Origin of the sequence: Bartonella sp. AR 15-3 (assembly GCF_002022445.1) — a bacterium.
Taxonomy (GTDB): Bacteria; Pseudomonadota; Alphaproteobacteria; order Rhizobiales; family Rhizobiaceae; genus Bartonella.
Genome location: NZ_MUYE01000001.1, coordinates 507,100 through 530,031 on the forward strand (window position 1 = coordinate 507,100; position 22,932 = coordinate 530,031).

Here is a 22,932-nt window from a genome sequence, read left to right on the forward strand (position 1 = left end):
TATTGATTAATTTTTTATTTTTTTGAGTTTGTACGGTTGTTCATCGGGATATATTCGCGTGCTGTAGGACCTGTATACAGTTGGCGTGGACGGCCAATTTTTTGTGCTGGATCTTCAATCATTTCTTTCCATTGTGCAACCCAGCCAACACTGCGCGCTAACGCAAAGAGAACAGTAAACATTTCAGTCGGGAAACCTAAAGCTTTTAATGTAATACCAGAATAAAAATCAACATTAGGATAAAGCTTTTTTTCAATAAAGTATTCATCATTTAAAGCAATTTTTTCAAGTTCCATAGCAATATCAAGAAGTGGATCATCTTGAATATTGAGTTCTTTTAAGACTTCATGGCAGGTTTGCTGCATGATTTTCGCACGTGGATCATAATTTTTATAGACACGGTGACCAAAACCCATAAGACGGAAACGATCATTTTTATCTTTTGCACGTGCAATAAACTCAGGAATTTTTTGAACATTGCCTATTTCTTGCAGCATTTTTAGACACGTTTCATTAGCACCACCGTGCGCTGGTCCCCAAAGGCATGCTACACCTGCTGCTATACACGCAAATGGATTAGCTCCTGATGAACCAGCAAGACGTACTGTTGATGTAGATGCATTTTGTTCATGATCTGCATGAAGAGTGAAAATTCGGTCCATAGCTCGAGCAAGCACTGGATTAATTTTATATTCTTCGCAAGGAACGGAAAAGCACATGTGAAGGAAATTTGCAGCGTAACTTAGATCGTTACGCGGATAAACAAATGGTTGCCCAATACTATATTTATATGCCATCGCAGCAAGAGTTGGCACTTTGGAAATAAGACGAATAGAAGCAATCATTCTCTGCTGGGAATCTGTAATGTCAATGGAATCATGATAGAATGCAGACATCGCTCCAAGGCAAGCAACCATAACAGCCATAGGATGAGAATCACGACGAAAGCCATGGAAAAATCTTGCAAATTGTTCATGTACCATTGTGTGTTGCATAATACGCTGATCAAAGTCAATTTTTTCTTGTTTTGTTGGTAATTCTCCATAAAGCAAAAGATAGCAGCTTTCGAGAAAGTCTCCTTTTTCAGCGAGCTGATCAATAGAATAACCACGATAAAGTAAGACTCCTTTGTCACCATCGATATACGTGATTTTTGACTCACAAGAGGCAGTTGAGGTAAAGCCAGGATCATAAGTAAAGGTGTCAGTTTCTTTATAAAGAGAGGCAATCTCGATGACATCAGGGCCAATAGTACCTTTACGGATAGGTAATTCTATTTCTTTACCATTGACAGTCATATATGCTTTATTTTCTGACATTAAATATTTCCTTTCAGTGCTTCCATTTTTTTAACTTAATATGCTGGTTTATTCGCTATGGCAATTTATAGTTAAAGCTTTTCCTATTTATGTTAAGAATATATTGACTCTAAAATTTTGTTTAAGCCAATGTGAAATATTATTTATTATAGTTTTTTTAAAAATATTTATTTCAATTTTTTAAATTTAAAAACAATTTTATTTTTCATTAAGAGAATTATACTTTAATTTTGCTAGTTTTGTATATATTCATTAATATGCTATTCAGGTAATTTGGTCGTTGATGCGATTAAGAGACTCATCTTTTCCTAATAAGATAAGTATATCAAAAATTCCTGGTGATGTTACGCGTCCTGTAAGAGCCGCTCGAAGCGGTTGAATAACAGCTCCAAATTTAAGTTCTTGTGTTTGTGCATAATGTTTGATGGTTTTGTCCAAAGTATTTGCGTCCCAATTTGAGCACGATATTAGGATAGGATAAATTCCTTTTAAAATAGTTCGACCATTTTCATTTAAGAGTGTTTTTGCTTGTTCATCAAGAGGTAACGGTCGTTGTGTAAAAATAAATGATGCGTTATTAATAAGTTCAAGTAATGTTTTTGAACGTTCTTTTAAACTTGGTATTGCAGCTAGAAATTGAGCACGACATTTTTCATCAAGTTGTTTTGTTATTTTTAATTCATTTGCATTTTCCTGTAAAATATTAAGAGCAGCATCACATAGATTTTCATCATTACTTAGACGCATATAATGTCCGTTGATGGCATCTAATTTTTTGAAATCAAAACGGGCAGCACTTTTATTTATATCATCAATATCAAACCAAGCAATCATATCTTCTATTGAAATAATCTCATCATTACCATGGCTCCAGCCTAGACGAACAAGGTAATTGAGCAAGGCAGCAGGGAGATATCCCATTTTTCGATAGGCATCGATACCTAGTGCGCCATGCCGTTTTGATAATTTTGCACCGTTTTCACCATGGATGAGCGGGATGTGGGCCATAATAGGAATATCCCATCCCATTGCATTGAAGATAATTGCTTGGCGAGCTGCATTCGTAAGATGATCATTACCGCGAATAATATGTGTTATCCCCATATCATGATCATCAACAACAACAGCATGCATATAAGTTGGAGAACCATCAGAACGTAAAATGATAAAGTCATCTAGATCTTTATTAGGAAAGCGAATATCACCTTGAACACGATCGTGTAAAATCGTTTCGCCATCTTGTGGAGCTTTAATTCGAATAACAGGTTTAATTCCTTTGGGGGCTTCAGCAATATCACGGTCACGCCAGCGCCCATCGTAGCGTGGTGGGAGACCTTTTGCAAAGGCATCCTCTCGCATTGCAGCTAATTCTTCAGGTGTTGCATAGCAATAATAAGCTTTGCCATTTTTTACGAGTTGTTCAGCGACTTGACGGTGACGCTCTGCTCGTTTGAATTGCGAAATGGGATCTCCTTCATAGTGAAGTCCCATCCAGTGCAGACCCTCTATGATAGCTTTAACTGCAGCTTCTGTTGAACGCTCTCGATCTGTATCTTCAATACGTAAAAGCATTTTTCCTCCAGTATGTTTCGCATAAAGCCAATTAAAAAGTGCGGTACGAGCGCTACCAATATGAAGGAAGCCTGTAGGTGATGGTGCAAAACGAGTAATAACAGACACAGATCTTATCCTCTAAAGTTGAGATATTATTTATGATATTTTATTGAAGAACTATGTTAACATAGGTATTAGGGTGTGCAACAGCCGCGTTGCAAGTAAAGTGGGGATTTGCGGATGTTAAATCAAAATAAAGTTGAAGATGATCTATCAAGAGGTCTTTTCTCACAGAGAAAACGTCTTATTTTGATACAGAAGGGAGATCCGTCTGTTATTGATGGTGCAAGCAATGCTACCTATAATGGGCAAGAGGATTCTTTATTTTCTTTTTTAAAGGAAAAAGTAGTTTTTTTGTGGGAATGGCTGATAGATTGCGTAAAGCAGGAAATTTCTTTTGGACTGCTTTTCTCATTAATTTTGGTATTTTTTTGTACAGGTATTATTTTTTATTTCAGTTTAGAGCAAGAACCGAGTTGGAAACAATTTGTTGTATTGATTACTATATTCCCTGGCTTGTTATATCTTTTACGGTGTTATCAGAAAATATGGATTATAACTGGGTTTTTGTTTTGTATTGTATTAGGCGCTTTGGCAGCAAAAATAGAAACATGGCATATGTCTACTCCAATGTTGAACTGCGATGTTATAACTATGCTAACAGGACGAATTGTTTCTATTAAGTCTGTAGGAAAAGGGGGATTTCATTTAAAAGTAGATGTTTTGAAGACAGAGCGATCTACTTTACCTTATAAACTCAATCGAGTGCATTTAGTCGCAAAGTCTTTACCATATGGGTTAACTCCTGGAGACGGCTTATATGGAAAAGTAAAGCTTCGTGCTTTATCTGGAGCAATACGTCCAGGAAGTTATGATTTTAGTTTTCATAATTATTTTAAAAGAATTGGTGCTCAGGGATTTTATTTAGGAACACCAAAAAAGATATTGGTTTTTCAGCCTAATACGATGTTAGGAACAGTTTTACAAAAAATTGAAAATTTACGCATGCAAATGACTGAGAAAGTTAGTAAAGCAGTTGGTGGAGAAGAAGGAAAAGTTTCTGCTGCTTTGATAACAGGACAGAGAGGGGGGATTTCAAATAATACTAATGAAGCATTACGTATAGCTGGATTGGCACATATCTTATCAATATCAGGTTTGCATATGGCATTACTCAGTGGTGTGGTTTTTATTATTGTACGGAGTTTTTTTGCATTTTTTCCAGTCTTTTCATCTTATTACTCAGTTAAAAAAATTGCTGCTATTGCTGCATTAATAGTTACAGCTTTTTATTTGATATTGTCTGGTTCAAATATTGCCGCACAAAGAAGTTTTTTAATGGTTGCTGTTATGTTGACTGCTATATTATGTAACCATTCTGCTATAACAATGCGTAATTTTGCTATTGCTGGTTTAGTAACTGTAGCTATAAGTCCGCATGAGATATTAGGGCCTAGTTTTCAAATGTCATTTTCTGCAACTGCGGCTTTGATTGCTGCTTTTGCTTGGTGGAGTGAGGGGCATTTTTCTTATAAAGGAAATACAGCCCCTTCTTATGTTGGGGGAAGGGTACTTCGTTTTGTCTTTTTATCTGTTGTTTCAACTTGCATGTCCTCATTGGTTGCTGGTTCTGCAAGTGGGATTTACGCAGCTTATCATTTTTCTAATGTAGCTCTTTTAGGTATTATCAGCAATGTTTTAGCTTTTCCTATTGTATCAATTTTCATCATTCCATTTGGACTACTCTCCGTTTTTTCAATGTTTTTAGGCCTTGAATGGTGGCCATTACAGGTTATGGGATTTGGAACGAGCCTTATGATAAAAATTGCTTATGTTGTAAAAGCTATTTCTCCTGTTTTAAATCCTGGATTTATCCCGTTATCTGCATTGATTTTATTAAGCATCGGTTTAGTTGGACTCACTTTTTTAAAAACAGCTATTAGATTCTTTTTTGGTTTCTTTATTTTAGGAGGTATTTTAGTTTGTATAATGCAGTCGCCTATACAATTAATAATAGCAGATAATATGAAAATTGTGGGTGTTCTCAATGACGATATATTATATATTGATCATTATCATCCTTCTAAGTTTACGATATCTCTATGGGAAAAATCATTTCGCATAAATAAAACCATTAAACCAACAAAGATTGGTCCATCTCTCAAAGGACAATTTATTTGCGATGATAACATCTGTACAACTTTATTAGAAAATGGATTTAAAATTGCTATCTTATATGGAGAAACAGATCACTGTGTAAAAGCAGATATTATAATTAGAAAACATGCAACAAGTAATCGAACATGCGATACAACAAACGCAATAATATTTACACCTCAACAATTATTATCGCGAGGGAGTATTATACTTAATAAAGATAAAAACACTCTTTGGTCTTCTTCAGGTTTTAATAGACCATGGAATATTCATAGAAAAAGCTTATAAAAACTAGCTAATTTATAACCTCTATAATAATTTATAATAAGCTTTTCACAGATGAGACAATGGTTTTTTAGCATTCACATTCAGTAGAATTCGCATTGAGCTGACTATATTTCTCTTCTCCCATTGTGTTAAAAAGCTGAAGTTGAGTTTCAAGAAAATCAATGTGTTTCTCCTCGTCTTCAAGCAATCCATCAAATAATTTCTTTGAGATATGATCAGAAAGCTTAGCACAAATTTCACGTGATTTTAAGTAAAGTTCTCGAGCTTCATATTCACTTGCAAGATCACATTCTAAAATATTCTTGAGGTTTTTTCCAATGCGTAATGGCCCAGAAACTTGAATATTTGGATGGCCTTCAAGAAAAGTAATACGTTTAACGAGTTTGTCTACATGTTCCATTTCTTCTATAGATTCTTTACGTTCTATTTTGGCTAATTTGATATAGCCCCAGTTTTCTATAAGAGAAGAATGCAACAAATACTGATTAACAGCACTAAGCTCAAGAGAAAGGGCTTTGTTGAGCTGCTCGATAACTTGTAGGTGGCCTTTCATAGTATTCTATTGTCCTATTTTTGTAGTACTAGATACGACTAATACAAGAAATGATATTTTATATATTGTTTTGATTAAGTGTGGGCGAATCTTTTCTCTCCTTAATGTTAAAGATCCGATAACATGAGGAAAATAATTACCACATCTTACTACCCTATTCCATTAATTTCTAAATTAATTAGAAAGAATCAGTAGTTAATAATCATTTTTTAAAAGTAGGTATTTTTTTTGATCCTTATTTGCTTTATAAGTTTGCAGGAATGCTCTTTGTATTAGGATTTTCAAATAATTGTTTAATGAATTATAGCTCTTTTATTACAAAAACAAAATAGTTAATTACTATACTCTATGTAAAAAATATTATTTTCAATAAGACAACAAATAAAGTTATAGCTGATTAGAGCAATAAGTCATTTTTTATAATTCATAATGGATATTGCTAATTTATATGAAGAAAGGATAATATATGGATATCCAAAAATTAAAAAAAATAGCGGCTGCTAAAGCACTTGAGTCTGTGCAAAATAATATGCGTCTCGGTATAGGCACTGGTTCCACCGTAAATGAATTTATTCGTCTTCTTGGTGAGCGCATTGCAGATGGTTTAAGGATAACTGCTGTTGCTACTTCTTATTATTCTGAGCAGTTATGTCGTCAATTTGGAGTGTCTATCACTACTTTAGATGAAGTATCTGAGCTTGATCTTTGTATTGATGGAGCTGATGAAATTGATCCTAAGATGACCTTGATAAAAGGAAAAGGTGGGGCATTGTTGCATGAGAAAATTGTAGCATCTGTATCTGACGAGATGCTTATTATTGCTGATGAAACAAAGATGGTAAAAACACTTGGTGCTTGTGGGGTGCCAATAGAAGTTAATCCATTTGGAATGAATGCTACATGTAAAGCAATTGAAAAAGTAGTGAATGATTTAGGACACTCAGGAGAAATTAGGTTACGTATGAATGGAGATATCCCTTTTGAAACTGATGGTGGTCACTTTATTTTTGATGCATTTTTAGGATCTATTTTAAATCCAAAAGTATTATCAGATGCGTTATTGAGAGTCCCTGGTGTTGTTGAACATGGTCTTTTTTTAGGTTTTGCTTCTCGTGCAATTATAGCTATGGCAGATAGTACAATAAAGGTTTTAGAGTCATCTGGTAATTAAAGAGTCGTTAGAAATTTAAAATAATAAATTTAAGCTATGATATTTATGGAGTCACCATTATAATGAGAACAACAGTTTTTTTTCAAAAATTTATATTATCGTTTAGTGCAGTTGCTATTTTGATTGTGAATATTGGAATAGCTTATGCGCAAGATGTGAGTGATAAACATTTAAATTCAGCCAAAAATGTAATTAATACTATTCGTGCAACTGATCAGTTTGATAGTTTTTTGCCAATGGCAGCACGTGATATTAAAGAAAAATTAATAAGTACTGATCCAAACTTAGAAAAAAATATTGCTACGATTGTTGATAAACAAGCACTTGCTTTAGCTAAACGACGTGCTGATTTGGAAAAAGAAGTTGCTCATGTATATGCAAAACATTTTAGTGAGGAAGAACTCGATAAAATTTCAGCATTTTATAGTTCTGATGTTGGTAAAAAATTTTTGATGAAAGTTCCGGATGTTGCACGCGATGCTTATTCTGTATTTGATGCATGGTGTTCTACTATAATGCAGAATCTTATAAGAAATGTAGAAAAAGAAATGTCTCAAACACTTAACTTAAATAATTCTATTACTCCTATGGAGTCTACTTCTTCCAAATCTCCAATATAATAATTTCATAAGTATTTTGTTTAAAAGCAGTAGTTAATTATTGCTTTAAAGAAAAGAGAGCACACTGAAAGTATTGGTCTTTACACAAAAAATTATTTTCGGAAAAAAGAAAAAATTTTTATTTGATGACAAGAAGCAATACCTGTACAGTAAAAATGTATGGGAAGGGATACTATGTAATGCTTTTTGATTTGTTCGTTATTGGAGGGGGATCAGGTGGAGTACGTGCTGCTCGTCTTGCTGGGCAGCTTGGTAAGCGTGTCGCTATAGCAGAAGAACATCGTGTAGGCGGGACTTGTGTTATTCGCGGTTGTGTTCCTAAAAAATTGTTTGTTTATGCTTCGCAATATACACACGAATTTAAGGATAGCGCTGGTTTTGGGTGGAAATGTGTTGATCCAGTTTTTAACTGGAGTAAATTAATTGAAGCCAAAAATAAAGAAATATCGAGGTTAGAAGAGCTTTATTGTAGGGGATTAAAAAATAACAATGTTCACATTTATAAAAGTCGCGCTGTTTTTATTGATGAGCATACATTAGAGCTTTCTGCAACTGGCGAGCGAGTGAAAGCAGAAAAGATTTTGATCGCGACAGGAGCAATGATTGCTCCAAATTCTGCAATAAAAGGCAGTGAATTCTGTCTTACTTCTAATGAGATTTTTGATCTTGAAAAATTACCAAAATCAATAGTCATTGTTGGTGGTGGTTATATTGGGCTTGAATTTGCTAGTATTTTTCACGAATTAGGTGTGAAAACAACATTAGTTCATCGTGGTGATTTAATTCTTCGTAATTTTGATTATGATTTGCGGCGATTACTAAGTGATGCGATGATCGAAAAGGGCATTTCTATTATCTATGGGGCTACAGTTGCTCAGGTTGAAGCCAAAAACAATCGCTATAAAGTTGTTTTATCAAATGGGCAAATTATTAGCACTGATCAAGTTATGTTGGCTACAGGACGTGTGCCAAATACAAAGAATTTAGGGCTCCAGAAAATAGGTGTTAAACTTAATGAAAATGGAGCCATTATTGTTGATGAAAAAATGACAACAAGTGTATCTCATATTTGGGCTGTTGGTGATGTCACGGGTCATGTTCAGTTAACACCTGTTGCTATCCACGATGCAATGTGTTTTATTAAAACTGCTTTTGAGGAAATTCCAACTATACCGGATTATAATTTAATTGCGACAGCTGTTTTTTCGCAGCCAGAAATTGGGACGGTTGGTCTTTCAGAAGAATATGCTGTACGTTGTTATAAGTATGTTGAAATTTATCGTACGCAATTTCGTTCTTTGCGTAATACTCTCTCTGGTAATTCAGAAAAGATGTTTATGAAATTAGTTGTTGATGGCGAGAGTCGTATTGTTGTTGGTGCACATATTTTAGGAGAAGGGGCTGCTGAAATGGCGCAGCTTATTGGAATAGCGCTAAAAGGAAAACTGACGAAAGATATATTTGATGAAACTATGGCAATTCATCCAACAGCAGCAGAAGAGCTAGTGACGATGTATAAACCAAGTTATATATATAAAAATGGAAAAAAATTAGAAAGTTAAATAAAGAGAATTACAGAAAGCTTTTGTATCTGTAGGCTGATTAGGTTCTCTTGATGATAAAAAATGGGTGCGAATCTTGAAGATAAAAACCAATTAAACAAGTTCCAACTTATTCCGGTAAATCTGCATTACGGAAATTGAAAAGGAATTGGACAAATAGCCTCTTTTGTTTTTTAGTGATGAAATGTGCATTTTAAAGAATGAATTAGTATTGGTTGCGGAAGGTCAAGCTTTTTTATTGCAAGGAATGTTATAATACAGAAAGCTTTATATCGGATAAGACTGATAATCTTTATAATTTTTTCATTTATTTTTACAAATGGCAATTATTTTAATCTTTGGCAGCTTAAAACTGGTTATTAAATTGGTTATGTTGTTAGCCAATTTGAGAAGCCACGCTTTTCTGATATGAAAGAAAAGGTGCAGAGGAGCTGCCATTTTATGAAGGAGATATCATTATGGGTATGAAGAGAATCTGACACAACCGATACAACCTCTAATGATTAGTAGTAGCATTAGTCCATAAGTTATATAGATTAGCGATCGTACGTGCCAGCTTGGTCATATACGTGTAGAATATTTCATAGTATTAAAAATTTTATTGGATTCAAATATGATCCTTCTATTAATTCTGACGAACTTTTAAAATTAATTGATATTCTCAATTTTGTAAACCAGGTTAGCTTACCCTTATTGTCCGTTTTAGTTATGATAGAGTTTAGGATTATATTCCTAAATTAATTCGTACAGTTTAAAGCAAGAAGCATAGTAGTGTTTAGTTTTATGATTCAATGCATGGCAATACGATTATGGCTAATGGTTATAAACGCATTCTTTTGCTCATGTTTTAAAAGAAGTTGGGAATTTTTCTCAGTTCATTAAGAATGAAGCTATTCGCCCAAATACCATTCTGTAATGACAGAAATCAATGTAACTAAATGTGCAGATAATACGAATACTCTTTCAGAAAAAGATCTTTCTGATTACTATCGTATCCATTATAATCCAAGATTGGGTGCGAATCAATCACTGCATTAACTTTTTCTGTTGCTGAACTCCTGAAGAAAGCCGTGATACTGATTCGTTAATTGTCGGAAAGAAGGTTTAGATAATAATCCTATCCTGTTATTTATTCCTAATTTTTATGGAATTCAGCACTTTTGATAAAAAATGCTTTGATGATTGAAACTAATTGATGATCACACTAAATTGATGCAATGGCACAAAAACTTATAAAAGATAATTTGCGGATTGTAATTGCTCAATTAAATCCCATTATTGGTGATATTGAAGGAAATCTCGCTCTTGCAGAAATGACATATCAAAAAGCTTACGAACAGGATGCTGATCTTGTTTTGTTGACTGAGCTTTTCATAAGTGCTTATCCCCCTGAAGATCTTGTTCTTAAATATGCTTTTACAAAAGCATGTGAAGATGCTGTTAAAAAGTTAGCACAGCTTACGAAAGAGGGGCCGGGAATTATTATTGGTATTCCGTTAAAACGTGATAATGACCTTTATAATGGTATCATGCTTCTCGATGATGGACAGGTGATTGCGGAACGCTTTAAGTGTGATTTACCTAATTATTGTGAATTTGATGAAAAGCGCGTGTTTTCTCCTGGTCCACGTCCTGAACCTGTTGTTTATCGTGGGATGACGTTAGGAGTTGTGATTTGTGAAGATATTTGGAATGATCCTTCTATCTGTGCTGAGCTTAGCCATAAAGGAGCTGAAATTATTCTCGTTCCTAATGGCTCGCCTTATCAGCGTAATAAAACACAAAAACGTTTAGACATTGTTCGGGCACAAGCTGTTCAATCATATGTACCAATTATTTATGCTAATCAAGTAGGCGGACAAGATGAGTTAGTATTTGATGGGGGGTCTTTTGCAGTTGATGAGCACGGTCAAATAGTGTTTCAAATGAAGCACTTTGAAAATCATATTTCTTTGAGCCATTGGCAAAGAAAATCTATTGGGTGGCAATGTATTTCTGGCCCAAATGAAGAGCTTTTAGATGGGATAGCTGCTGATTACCATGCCTGCGTTTTAGGATTAAAGGATTACGTCAATAAAAACCGTTTTAAAGATGTTCTTCTTGGTTTTTCAGGAGGAATTGACTCAGCACTTTGTGCTGCAATTGCGGTCGATGCTCTTGGAGCTGAAAGGGTTCGTGCTGTGATGATGCCTTATTGTTATACATCACAGGAATCATTAAAGGATGCTAAACATTGTGCGCATCTTTTGGGGTGTCGTTATGAGGTAATACCCATTTTTAAACCTGTTGAGAGTTTTTTGAGCATAATGGCCCCTATTTTTGCGGGGTTGCAAACTGATGTTACAGAAGAAAATCTTCAAAGTCGTATACGTGGAAGTGTTTTAATGGCCCTTTCAAATAAATTTGATTCTATGGTAATAACAACAGGTAATAAATCGGAAATGGCTGTTGGGTATGCGACACTTTATGGCGATATGAATGGTGGTTTTAATCCCATTAAAGATATTTATAAAATGCAGGTTTATAAATTAGCTGAGTGGCGTAATAAAAATTACTTGCAGAATTTATTGGGACCAAAAGGAATTATTATTCCATCTAATATTATAGAGAAAGCGCCTTCTGCAGAACTTCGAGAAAATCAAAAAGATGAGGATTTTCTTCCTCCTTATCCTATTTTAGATGATATCTTGCAATCTCTTGTGGAAGATGACATGAGTGTCTGTGATATTGTTAAACGTGGACATTTACGGCAAACAGTTGAGAAAGTTGAACATTTGCTTTATTTAGCTGAGTATAAAAGACGACAATCTGCACCAGGTGTAAAAATTAGTTATAAAAACTTCGGACGCGATCGTCGTTATCCTATTACCAATCATTTTCGCGATAAAAGTTGAGCATTATTTTGATGATAAAAGTTCGTTTTGCCCCATCTCCAACAGGTTATATTCATATAGGCAATACTCGTATTGCATTATTTAATTGGTTGTATGCGAAAGCGCATAATGGTATATTTATTTTACGTTATGATGATACGGATGTTGAGCGCTCCAAACAAGAATACATTGACGCTCTTATGGTTGATCTCGAGTGGCTTAATATTCAACCAGATGAAGTTTATTATCAGTCTAGACGCTTTAATAGATATGATGAAGTTGCAGAAATTTTAAAACAACGTGGACTTCTTTATCCCTGTTATGAAACGGCAGAGGAATTGAATCGGCGTCGTAAAATACAACTTTCACGTAAATTACCTCCTGTTTATAATCGTGATGCATTAAAATTGTCATTAGAAGATAAAAAAGCCTTTGAGAAACAAGGTCGTAGGCCTCATTGGCGTTTTCTTTTGCCTAATTTTGAAAATAATCCGTTTCAAACTAAACGAACCGAAGTTCATTGGCATGATATTATAAAAGGTAGGCAGACGATTGATTTGGCTTCTATGTCAGATCCTATCTTAATTCGTGAAGATGGAAGCTATCTTTATACTCTACCTTCTATCATTGATGATATAGATATGGCTATTACACATATTATTCGTGGAAGTGATCACATTACCAATACTGGTGTGCAGGTTGCTCTTTTTGAGGCTCTCGATGCAGTGCCTCCAATTTTTGGTCATATTAATTTATTAACGACAGCTTCAGGAGAAGGGCTTTCAAAACGGAATAGTGATCTTTCCATTCGTTCTTTGCGCGAAGATGGCTTTGAATCTATGGCTGTCCAATGTCTTGCAGTATTACTTGGGACATCGCAAAATGTACAAGCATACCCTAATCAAGCTGCTCTTTTAAATCATTTTGATCTCCAAGATATATCAAAATCAGCAGCAAAATTTGATATGGTTGATCTTCTTGTACTGAATAGGCATTTTGTTCATGAATTGACTTATGAAGACATTAGAACACGACTTGAGAAATTTTCTATTTATGGAGAACAAGCAGAACGTTTTTGGAATACGGTAAGAAACAATATTACTAAGGTGAATGATGCAGTCTTATGGTGGAAAATTATTCATACTGATGAGAGCTTTGATATAACTTTGCCTGAAGATTGCGCTTATGCGCAACAATCTGTTCATTCTTTACCTGAGGGGGTATTGAGTGATGAAAGCTGGAAAATTTGGACGACGGCATTACAAGAAAAAACGGGTCGTAAAGGAAAAACTTTGTTTATGCCGTTGCGTCAAGCTCTTACAGGGATGACACATGGGCCTGAAATGGGAAAATTTTTGCCCCTTTTAGGGCGTGAAAAGATAGTAAAAAGACTGCTCACGGTATGCAGCGGAAAACTTTAAGCCTAGTAAAGCACTCGCTATTATTTCTCAGTAATAAAATTAGAGAGTTTAAGTATGTTTTTTTATAAGCATAAAAGCTGGAATATCATTGCCAAATCCGATTGGAATAGGAGTTTTTTTTTCATGACATTGGTTTGATAATTCCTCTTTATTATCTTTAGTTTTAACGTAAGCTAGTTTTTCTTTTTCTAGTATTTTTTTTGTTTGAGTTTTATGCTTTTTTTGAGCAGTTTTCTGTTGTAACCTTGCAACTTTTGTCTGTGCAACAGTGTCATTTGTTTCATCATAATCTATTAAAGTAGAAAGATCACCATTGAGCCACTCAATTTTTTCTTGGCTTATTTCTTCAATAGCACTAATATATTTTTCATCGGCTTTTGTGACAATCGTGAAAGCTTTACCACTACGTTTTGCTCGTCCTGTGCGACCGATACGATGAATATAATCTTCTGCATGTGTTGGTACATCATAGTTGAAAACATGGCTGACTGCTGGGATATCAAGTCCACGAGAAGCAACATCAGAAGCAACAAGAAGTGTAAGTTTATTGTCTTTGAAATTAGCTAATGTGCTTGTGCGTGAATGTTGGTCCATGTCACCATGAAGCGTGCCCACGCTGAAGTTATGTTTAATAAGAGATCGGACAAGCTCAGAAATATCTTTTTTTCGATTACAGAAAATGATAGCATTTTTAAGTTCGTCACCTTCTTTGTGAATAAGTTCTCTTAAAATAGCTCTTTTATCCCATGGTTTACTTCCAGATTTAACAAGTCGTTGAGTGATTTTTTTTGCTGTTGAAGATGCTTTTGTAATTTCGATATATACGGGGGAATGTAAAAATTGCTTTGTTAATTTTGTAATTTCTGGTGCCATTGTTGCTGAAAAGAACAAGGTTTGACGTGTAAAAGGAGTCAATTTGCAAATGCGTTCAATGTTAGGGATAAAACCCATATCTAGCATGCGATCAGCTTCATCAATGACTAGAATTTCAATACCTAACAGGAGTAATTTACCATGCTCAAAATGATCCAGTAGACGTCCCGGTGTTGCTATCAAAACATCCGCACCTCGTTCAAGTTTACGATCTTGTTGTTCGAAAGACACACCACCGATTAACAGTGCAACATTTAAATTATGATTAACACCATATTTATCAAAATTTTCTTGAACTTGGGTAGCAAGCTCTCGTGTTGGTTCTAATATGAGGGTACGAGGAATTCTTGCTCTTGCACGCCCTTTTTCAAGTAAGGTAAGCATGGGGAGAACAAAAGAGGCTGTTTTACCAGTACCTGTCTGAGCAATCCCTAAAATATCTCTTTTTTGAAGAATATGAGGAATTGTCCCACTTTGAATAGGTGTTGGGATCGTATATCCTGCTGATTTTATAGCATTAATAACCTTTTTTGAAAGGCCCAAATTATCGAAACTGTCCAAAGCTAGTATCATTCTTTCTTCTTGCTGATTACTCTGCAATTTTAACGATTTTTTAGGGTATTTGCCAAGTAAACATTCCATCCTCTTGAAGACGGGTTAAGGTGCATTTAAAAAAAAGTCAACTGTAACTACTATAATATCCGCAAAAAGAATGATAAAAAAATTAATAACGAAATTGTTCTGATAAGATGCGTTCATCCCAAGAATGGTCAGGATCAAAAAGGATGGAGACTGTTATTTCTGTTGCTGATGAAATAATAACTGAATAGACAGATTTCATTTCCACGTTGTCGGCAGCTGCATTGACGGGACGTTTGTCATATTCAAGCATATCAAAGCATATTGTGGCAGTATTTGGAAGTAAGGCTCCATGCCAGCCTCGAGGACGAAAAGGGCTAACGGGAGTAAGAATCATAAGGGGTGCCATAAGAGGTAAAATAGGCCCTTGTGCTGATAAGTTATATGCGGTTGAACCTGCTGGTGTAGCAACCAGAATACCATCGCAAATCAATTCTTCCATGCGGACTTTGTTATCAATGCTGATACGAATTTTAGCGGCCTGATATGATTGACGAAATAAGGATACTTCATTGATCGCAAGTGCTTCGATATGTCCTTGAGGTTGTGCGTTTGCGATCATGCGTAAGGGATGAATTTCTTTTTTATGTGCAGCAGCAATACGGTTTGGTAATTTTTTTTCATGAAACTCATTCATTAGAAAACCTACTGAGCCTCGATTCATACCATAAATAGGTTTGTTGGTATTCATGACATCCCGTACTGTTTGCAACATTGTTCCATCTCCACCAAGTGCAACAATGACATCAGCTTCTTCAAGAGAAGAGTGACCATAAATAGATATTAATTTATTGGTAGCTTTAATAGCTTCTTCAGTTTCGGCAGAAATGAAATGAAAGCGGCTTGGTGGTGTAGTCATTAAGAATTGTCCTAATATTCGCAACTTATTTTAAAATTTTTTTAGAATTTAAAAAGTTTATATAAGGATTGTTTTGGTAAAAGAAAGAATTTTATGTGGAAAGTAATCTATTAAAATAGATAGATATGTATCCAAAATAGGATAAAAAAATAATATAATTTTATCAAAATAAGCATATATTCTTTATTAAGTTTTTAAAAGGAGTAATTCATTATTGAAGCTGAGAGTATGATCAGCTAAAGGAATATAACAATTTTAATAGTTATCTTTAAGCATCCGTAGCTCAGTTGGATAGAGCGCTGCCCTCCGAAGGCAGAGGTCACAGATTCGAATTCTGTCGGGTGCACCAAATTTCCTACTTTGCTTCATATTTCTTATAAATACTGTTTTAAATATTGAAATCAGGTAAAGTTACTTTGGATGAACTTGAAACTGTTGTTTATTGAGATGGTAAAACGAGCAAGCTTTATCATGATATACATTTGGTTATTAAAAGAAGCAGCACATATTGCTGAAATTGCTGTTAGCAGTGAACCAGTTTATGGGATTAATACTGGATTTGGCGAATTAGCTTCGATTAAAATTGATATAGATAAATATGTTCATTTTGCAAAGAATCATATTTTGTCACATTGTTATAGAGTAGGGGTGCCTACTCCTGAAAATGTTGTACGATTAATGATGAGCTTGAAGCTTATTTCTCGGGGATGAGTGGGTTCAAATATTCATCTGCAATTAGGTATTTACTAGAGAACATGCTTGCAAATGGACTTATTCCTGTCATTTCCGAAAAGGCTCAATGAGCGCATCAGTTAGTTTGGCTTCTTTTTCTCATATGGCTGCTGTGGTAATGGAAGAAGGAGAAGAATTTTTTCAAAGTATTTGTATGAGCGAGAAGGCTGATTTAGAAAAAGAAGGATTATTCCTCATTTTTTAGAAAAGTAAGAAGAATTAGCCCTGATCAATGATACTTAAACATCGACAGTGTTTTCTTTTTCAGGCCTTTTTCATGTTATTAAAACTGTGTGGCGGATTTTTTCGGGCGCATTAACAACAGATGTTGCTATGAGTTCAACTACATTATTTCATCCTTATATTCATATTCTGAGTGGCCATTACAGAAAAATTGTTGTGTCATAAACATTAGAAAATCTTGTAGAAAATTCAGAAATTCGGGAGGCATATTTGTGTTAAGATAAGTGTGTTCAAGATTCTTGTTGTATACGTTATCAAGCACAAATTATGGATGCGTGTTTTGATATTCTGATGGCAGTAGCACAAACACTAATTATTGAAACAAATGCAGTTACAAATAATCCATTAATTTAAAGGTATGCTAATAAGGTATGGTAATATTGTATCCGGTGGAATTTTCATGTTAAGCGTATAACATTTGCTGCTGATTAGATTACGCTTTTTATGTGAAATATGAGCAATTTTTCAAAGACGTATTGTGATGGTAGCTGCTACTTTATTGTCTAGAAATGCACAAATGGCATATCCTGCTTCGGTTGATTCGACACAAACTTTGGCAAATCAAGAAGATCATGTTTCAATGGCTTGTTACGGTGTTCGTTAGTTGTTGGTGAAAAATGAGAAGCTTGGCTATTGATATTAAGGCATTTTTTGCAGCACAAGGAATTGAATACCGTATTCCTTTTAAGCTACTTATTACAATTTGTGATGAAGCATTTACGTGCACATATTAAGATTCTAGAACAAGATCACACATGGCTTCAGATCTTGGAAAAGCAGGTGCATTTTTGTGAGCGAAGGATACTTGTTATCGATTTTCACAAAAACAATTTTCCACCATTAGTAATAAGCAATTAATTTTGAACTATGATCAGGACGTTATAATAGAGAAAAACTAGAGATTCGTTTTTTTTAATGATACTTGCTCATCGAAATTTTTTTTGATAAATTTAGGAGCTACTTAGCTTAATCAAGAAAGCAATGTGTATTATCGTAACATAATTTATCCATGTTTCCTCAAAGCTGAAGGGGAAGGAAGGGCGCAGTTTTTTTTTGTTGTAAACGGTATACGTTGTATTGCCATACGAGATGAGATTATGCATCTTAGCCGTTATGAATTGTATTTTTTTATGGAACTAAAGAAAATAAAAATTCAAGTTTTTCAGATATTTTAAAGTTTTTTCACATTTCAATCAGTTTTGATTCTTATTAATCTGCCAATTTTGTTCTGTAAAGGCTGGAATGATATTTGATGAAGGATAGAAATGACAACAAATAATCTTAAACGCGGTATAAACCAGCGTCAGGTTATATTTTTAGCTCTTGGTTCTGCTATTGGGACAGGGCTTTTTTATGGATCTGCGCAGGCGATTAATCTGGCTGGTCCAAGTGTTTTAATTGCTTATTGTATTTCTGGTTTAGCTATTTTTATAGTTATGCGTGCTTTAGGTGAGATGATTATTCATAATCCGCTGCCTGGTTCTTTTGCTCGTTACGCTACAACTTATATATCGCCATTAGCTGGTTTTTTAACAGGATGGACATATGTTTTTGAGGTAGTACTTGTTGGTTTAGCTGATATTACGGCTTTTGCAACTTATATGAATTTTTGGTATCCTGACGTTGCTCCTTGGATATGGACATTGAGCATTACACTTATCATTACCGGTGTTAACCTAACAGCAGTGAAAGTATATGGTGAGCTAGAATTTTGGCTTTCTTCCATCAAAATTATCGCCATTATCACTATGATTATTTTAGGCATAGCAATTATTTTTTTTGATTCGAATACAAATACATTCTCTACTATTGGGTTTCATAATTTATGGCAAAATGGTGGAGTATTTCCAAATGGTTTGTTTGGTTTTTTAGCTTGCTTTAGTGTTGTTGTTTTTGCTTTTGGTGGCGTAGAGATTATTGGAATGGCAGCAATGGAAGTACAGGATCCTAATCAAACAATCTCGAGAGCAATTAATTCTATTCCAATTCGAATTTTGCTTTTTTATGTTATGACTTTAGCAGTTTTAATGTCACTTTATCCTTGGAATGAAATTCCCCTTATTAGTAGTCCTTTTGTTACAATTTTTGAAAGGTTCGGTATTTCGTCAGCAGCCCATATTCTTAATATTGTTGTTATTACAGCCGTGGTTTCTGCAATTAATAGTGAAATGTATGGTGCAGTCCGCATGATACATGGTTTGTCTCAGGAAGGTTATGCATTTAAGAAATTCCAGTATTTATCAAAAAATGGTGTACCGATTTTTGTTATTTTACTCATATTTAGCGTATTTCTTTTTGGTGTTATTCTTAATTATTATTATCATAATCACCTTTTTTTTCTCATTGCAGCAATGGCGACATTTGCGACAGTTTTTGTTTGGAAGATGATTTTGCTTTCGCAAATTTTTATGCGGCTTAAAATGTCTTCAGAAGAACGCCTTGATCTAAAATTTCCAATGCCATTTTGGCCAATAGGATCAATTTTTGCTACTGTATTTATGGTCTTTATTTTTGTTTTATTATGGTTTTTTGATAATACGAGATCAGTGTTGATTATAGGTGCTATTTGGCTTTCTTCCCTTGTTATTTGTTTTTATGCACTTAAACTTTATAATTTAAAGAAAAGAAAAATCTATCAAAAAGAAAAGAAGGTTTAAAATCCAAAGCAGTGCAATTTCCATATAATGATCTATAGTTGAGGGGATTACTTTCAAATATAAAAAAATTATTGGGTGATGTGATTTTAAGATAGCGTTGCTATTTTAAGAAGAGAGGGTAATCTTTTCTAAGAATTTTATACTTATTGTCTTGTCTTGAAAAGTTATTTTTATATTTATAATAATTATTAATTCTTTTTAACAAAAAGACATAGAAAAGTTTAAAAAATCAATTGAAAAAGTAAAGATAGAAAAACATCACAGATTATAGAATAAGTTTGAAAATTCTACATCTTAATTTTGACTTTAGTTCTTTTATTTTAAAAAAGATTAAGCTATAAAAGTTCAAGAACTTATAAAAATGGAAAAACAATTCAAAAAAGATATCGATCCACGAAATCTTGTTAGAAGAAAGTATAAAATCCTAATTTCTGCATCTTTTTTTATATATAAAAGAATCTGGTGGGCGTGACAGGCGGCATAAAATTAATTAAAATCAAATACTTATTGTAAAAGTAAGGGATTCTATAGTTATTGATTTTATTATGTTTTTTTGGGGCTTATCCCTAACTTTTTTGGGATTTTTTTTTTATGACTTATATCTCAATTGTTTTAGCCTGTTGTGAAATAAAATTTATTAGTACGCTGCTTGATTCTTATTTCTATTGATCGTATAGTAATAGTATACGATAAGGAATGGTAATGGCAATTGTGAGTTTTAAACATAAAGGCTTGAAATTATTTTATACAACGGGATCTACAAAAGCTATTCAAGCAACTCACACAAAAAAATTACGCGTTATCTTAACGGCTTTAACAAGTGCTACATGTCCTGAAATGTTGAAAGCTCCTGCTTTTAAAATGCATTCTCTTAAAGGCGACTATACAGGTTACTATTCTATATGGGTCAATGGTAATTGGCGTGTTACCTTTCGCTTTATCGGAACGGATGTTGAACTTGTTGATTATCAAGATTACCATTGATGAAAGGAATAAAAAAAATGATGCATAACCCCGCACACCCAGGCGAAGTTCTAAAAGTAGCTTTCTTGGAAGAAATGGGGCTATCAATACAAAAATTAGCCGACCATCTTCATATAACAAGAGCTTCTCTATCTAGAGTGATTAACGGTCATGCTTCTATGAGCACAGAGCTTGCAGTTAAATTAGAATTAGCTGGTTTTAGTAAAGCAAAATTTTGGTTGGATATGCAAACAAACTATAACTTGTGGCAAACAATGCAACAGTTACAACCATCTATTTCTCCTCTTGTTTCTGATTCAGCTCAACCGCCGCTTTGATTTTGTTAATATTTTTGATAACAATTTGGTTTGTTACGCTGTGAGTTTGTGAGGCTAACTTTTTTGGAGTTTTTTGATTGATTCAAGAGCAAGTTTTTTACGATCAGCACTTTTTGTATAAAGAGAGGCCATGTTATCATTTGTCCAGCCAAAAATTGCTTTGAGTTGTGAGACTGTAGCACCTGAATTTGCGGCACGTGTTGCTGCTAATTTTCTTAAACCATGAGCTGATTTTTTAATACTTGCTGTATTACAAGCTTCTCTAAATAGATTGCCAAAGCTTTCTTTTGTTAATTTCTTATTACCTTTGCCGCAAATGAATGTTTCATCTCCGATAGGGCCAATTTTAAGAGTTTCTGCGAGCTCTGGTAAAATAGGGAGAAAAACATCTGTTTGGAATTTGCTTTTCTCTGTTTTAAGATGAATGATGTTATCTTTCACATCTTTCCAACCAATGCGCATGGCATCACCTCGTCGTAATCCTGTATAGAGAATAACATCAATCCAAACGCGTTCATGCGTACCATGAGGCCATTGCTTATAATATTTCTCTATATCCTCTTCTGTCCAAGCAGGAAATCCATCTTTGTTTTTGAGTGGAGGCCTTTTGATATTTAAAGTTGGGTTCTCATCTAAGAGGTTTTGCTCAATTGCCCACGTAAAAAGCCCATTGAGTGCTTTTAGAAAATTTCGAGCACTTGCTGGTGTTTCTTTACGTCGTTCGACTCCTGCTATGATATGTTTTTTGTTAATTGCTTTGTATGGGATACTTCCTACAGAATCACAAACTTTCATTAGAATGAGTTCTTTTTGCCTTTGTGTAGTTTTGGCTAAACTATACCAATTAACGCTATTAAAATATTGTTTAAGGAGCCATGCAAATGATCCTTCAACAAGTTTACCAGGTTTTGATTTAGGAAGTATAAGTCCTTGCAATTGAGCAATAGCTCTTTTGTAGTTATCAATAAATTCTTGTGCTCCGTAAGTCCCGTAGATTCTAACACGTTGTCCATGTCCAATACGCACATACCATATGACTTTACCATGGCGTGTGATTTCCTTGACAAGGTGGGGAGGGCGTTGTTTGGGCATGGATAGGGCTTATAAGACGATATCAAAATCGTGGTCATCGTTTGAAAGATTCCAGAATTTATCGGGATGTGTTGCTGAGTTTGGAATTGGGATATCGGATTTGAGATAGATGAGGAGTTCCCCCGTAGGTTTGATTTCTATGAGTTCGCATCCTTGTTTTTTAGCTTCTCTTAAAGCACGAGCAATAGCTGGTTGTGTTATAGTAGGAAGGCGATGTGCCATGTTTTTTCTCCTTACATTGAGATGCAACTCACTCGTGGCGTGAAGCACGCTTGTATTTAAAAGTTTTTAGGAAAGGGTGGGGGTGCTGGGAGGAGAGAGCACCCCCTAACTTTAAGCAGCTTGAGCTGTAATCTGTTTTATGTCTTGTTCGATTTCTTCTAAAAAGGTTTCAACCGCTTGATTGATGGCTTCAATCTGCTCATCATTGCGATGAATACGCTGAACCTTAAGACGTAAGTGAGCGGATTGTCCTGCAAACCGAGGATCATAGCTTACAAAATCACACCACTGACGTCCTGTACAAGCCATTTGAAAGTGCATTTGTGCTAAATATTCTGGTTTGATTGTTTCTGTCATCCAGAAACGAAGGTGGTTTGCAGACTGGGGACATTTAATCTCAACTAACCCGTCCTCACCAATGAGCCCATCAGGACTTGCTCCGGCCATTTGAATGGTAGGATGTTGGATGAAACCACATTGAGTGACCTCTGTATCGTAAATGAAGGCATATTCTTTCAATGCATTCTCTTCATGTTCAATGCCCCATTGCATCGCTGCTGTTGTATAAGATTGGCTTATTTCACCGACGAAACGTTCTGTTATGAGTTTGATTTTGTATTCTTCATATTTGCTTGTGGGCAAGTTTTTAGAAGTTCGACTAAGGACGTTGTAAATATTTGAAGAGGTGACTTTCCCTAAACGTGCTTGAAACCATTCTGCAGTTCTTTGCTTCATT

17 protein-coding genes, 1 tRNA gene and 1 pseudogene are annotated in these 22,932 nt (G+C 34.6%); 11 read left to right on the forward strand and 8 right to left on the reverse strand.

The window, feature by feature from the left end:
- Positions 1-14: 14 nt before the first annotated feature.
- Together gltA and gltX (BAR153v2_RS02285) are read right to left on the reverse strand one after the other, a co-directional pair.
- The gene (gene gltA, locus BAR153v2_RS02280; RefSeq protein WP_078680129.1) at positions 15-1,319 is read right to left on the reverse strand and encodes a citrate synthase; all 1,305 of its coding nucleotides are present in this window, start codon (positions 1,317-1,319) and stop codon (positions 15-17) included.
- A gap of 264 nt (positions 1,320-1,583) precedes the next feature.
- Entirely contained in the window at positions 1,584-2,999 is a 1,416-nt protein-coding gene (gene gltX / locus BAR153v2_RS02285) for a glutamate--tRNA ligase (RefSeq protein WP_078680130.1), read from the reverse strand.
- Between the two features lie 114 nt (positions 3,000-3,113).
- On the opposite strand from gltX (BAR153v2_RS02285), the gene BAR153v2_RS02290 reads away from it, so the two are divergent.
- Positions 3,114-5,378, forward strand: a complete 2,265-nt coding sequence (locus tag BAR153v2_RS02290; RefSeq protein WP_078680131.1) for a ComEC/Rec2 family competence protein — start codon at positions 3,114-3,116, stop codon at positions 5,376-5,378.
- A gap of 67 nt (positions 5,379-5,445) precedes the next feature.
- On the opposite strand, the gene bfr is transcribed toward BAR153v2_RS02290, so the two are convergent.
- Positions 5,446-5,931: a bacterioferritin gene (bfr, locus tag BAR153v2_RS02295; protein WP_078680132.1), complete on the reverse strand. Its 486-nt coding sequence runs from the start codon at positions 5,929-5,931 to the stop codon at positions 5,446-5,448.
- Positions 5,932-6,397: 466 nt separating this feature from the next.
- On the opposite strand from bfr, the gene rpiA reads away from it, so the two are divergent.
- From rpiA to gltX (BAR153v2_RS02320), 5 genes are all read left to right on the forward strand, one after another.
- Entirely contained in the window at positions 6,398-7,102 is a 705-nt protein-coding gene (rpiA, locus tag BAR153v2_RS02300; protein WP_078680133.1) for a ribose-5-phosphate isomerase RpiA, read from the forward strand.
- Between the two features lie 62 nt (positions 7,103-7,164).
- Positions 7,165-7,722, forward strand: a complete 558-nt coding sequence (locus BAR153v2_RS02305; RefSeq protein ID WP_078680134.1) for a DUF2059 domain-containing protein — start codon at positions 7,165-7,167, stop codon at positions 7,720-7,722.
- Between the two features lie 179 nt (positions 7,723-7,901).
- Positions 7,902-9,284 carry a glutathione-disulfide reductase gene (gene gor / locus BAR153v2_RS02310; protein WP_078680135.1) on the forward strand — a complete coding sequence of 461 codons (1,383 nt, stop codon included), beginning with the start codon at positions 7,902-7,904 and terminating at the stop codon, positions 9,282-9,284.
- A 1,217-nt stretch (positions 9,285-10,501) separates the two neighbouring features.
- Positions 10,502-12,178, forward strand: coding sequence for an NAD+ synthase (locus BAR153v2_RS02315; protein ID WP_078680136.1), 1,677 nt, complete (start codon positions 10,502-10,504; stop codon positions 12,176-12,178).
- 11 nt (positions 12,179-12,189) lie between these two features.
- On the forward strand, positions 12,190-13,578 hold the full coding sequence (gltX, locus tag BAR153v2_RS02320; protein WP_078680137.1) for a glutamate--tRNA ligase: 1,389 nt from the start codon (positions 12,190-12,192) through the stop codon (positions 13,576-13,578).
- 48 nt (positions 13,579-13,626) lie between these two features.
- On the opposite strand, the gene BAR153v2_RS02325 is transcribed toward gltX (BAR153v2_RS02320), so the two are convergent.
- Both BAR153v2_RS02325 and BAR153v2_RS02330 read right to left on the reverse strand, forming a co-directional pair.
- Positions 13,627-15,024, reverse strand: a complete 1,398-nt coding sequence (locus tag BAR153v2_RS02325; protein WP_078680928.1) for a DEAD/DEAH box helicase — start codon at positions 15,022-15,024, stop codon at positions 13,627-13,629.
- Between the two features lie 151 nt (positions 15,025-15,175).
- Entirely contained in the window at positions 15,176-15,949 is a 774-nt protein-coding gene (locus BAR153v2_RS02330) for an NAD kinase (RefSeq protein ID WP_078680138.1), read from the reverse strand.
- A gap of 272 nt (positions 15,950-16,221) precedes the next feature.
- Between BAR153v2_RS02330 and BAR153v2_RS02335 the strand changes: the two genes are divergently transcribed.
- The 5 genes and pseudogenes from BAR153v2_RS02335 to BAR153v2_RS02355 all read left to right on the forward strand — a co-directional run bounded on the left by BAR153v2_RS02335 (position 16,222) and on the right by BAR153v2_RS02355 (position 20,882).
- Positions 16,222-16,298: transfer RNA gene (locus tag BAR153v2_RS02335), tRNA-Arg, on the forward strand.
- 43 nt (positions 16,299-16,341) lie between these two features.
- Positions 16,342-17,768 (forward strand): annotated as a pseudogene (locus tag BAR153v2_RS07670) (aromatic amino acid lyase).
- Between the two features lie 421 nt (positions 17,769-18,189).
- Entirely contained in the window at positions 18,190-19,581 is a 1,392-nt protein-coding gene (locus BAR153v2_RS02345; protein WP_078680139.1) for an amino acid permease, read from the forward strand.
- A gap of 702 nt (positions 19,582-20,283) precedes the next feature.
- Positions 20,284-20,565, forward strand: a complete 282-nt coding sequence (locus BAR153v2_RS02350; protein WP_078680140.1) for a type II toxin-antitoxin system RelE/ParE family toxin — start codon at positions 20,284-20,286, stop codon at positions 20,563-20,565.
- Positions 20,566-20,582: 17 nt separating this feature from the next.
- Positions 20,583-20,882, forward strand: coding sequence for a HigA family addiction module antitoxin (locus BAR153v2_RS02355; RefSeq protein WP_078680141.1), 300 nt, complete (start codon positions 20,583-20,585; stop codon positions 20,880-20,882).
- Between the two features lie 54 nt (positions 20,883-20,936).
- Here the strand turns inward: BAR153v2_RS02355 and BAR153v2_RS02360 are convergent, their stop codons facing one another.
- From BAR153v2_RS02360 to BAR153v2_RS02370, 3 genes are all read right to left on the reverse strand, one after another.
- On the reverse strand, positions 20,937-21,974 hold the full coding sequence (locus BAR153v2_RS02360) for a tyrosine-type recombinase/integrase (protein ID WP_078680142.1): 1,038 nt from the start codon (positions 21,972-21,974) through the stop codon (positions 20,937-20,939).
- Between the two features lie 9 nt (positions 21,975-21,983).
- Positions 21,984-22,196: a hypothetical protein gene (locus BAR153v2_RS02365; RefSeq protein WP_078680143.1), complete on the reverse strand. Its 213-nt coding sequence runs from the start codon at positions 22,194-22,196 to the stop codon at positions 21,984-21,986.
- 111 nt (positions 22,197-22,307) lie between these two features.
- Positions 22,308-22,931, reverse strand: a complete 624-nt coding sequence (locus BAR153v2_RS02370) for a lambda exonuclease family protein (RefSeq protein ID WP_078680060.1) — start codon at positions 22,929-22,931, stop codon at positions 22,308-22,310.
- Between the last annotated feature and the right edge of the window lies 1 nt (position 22,932).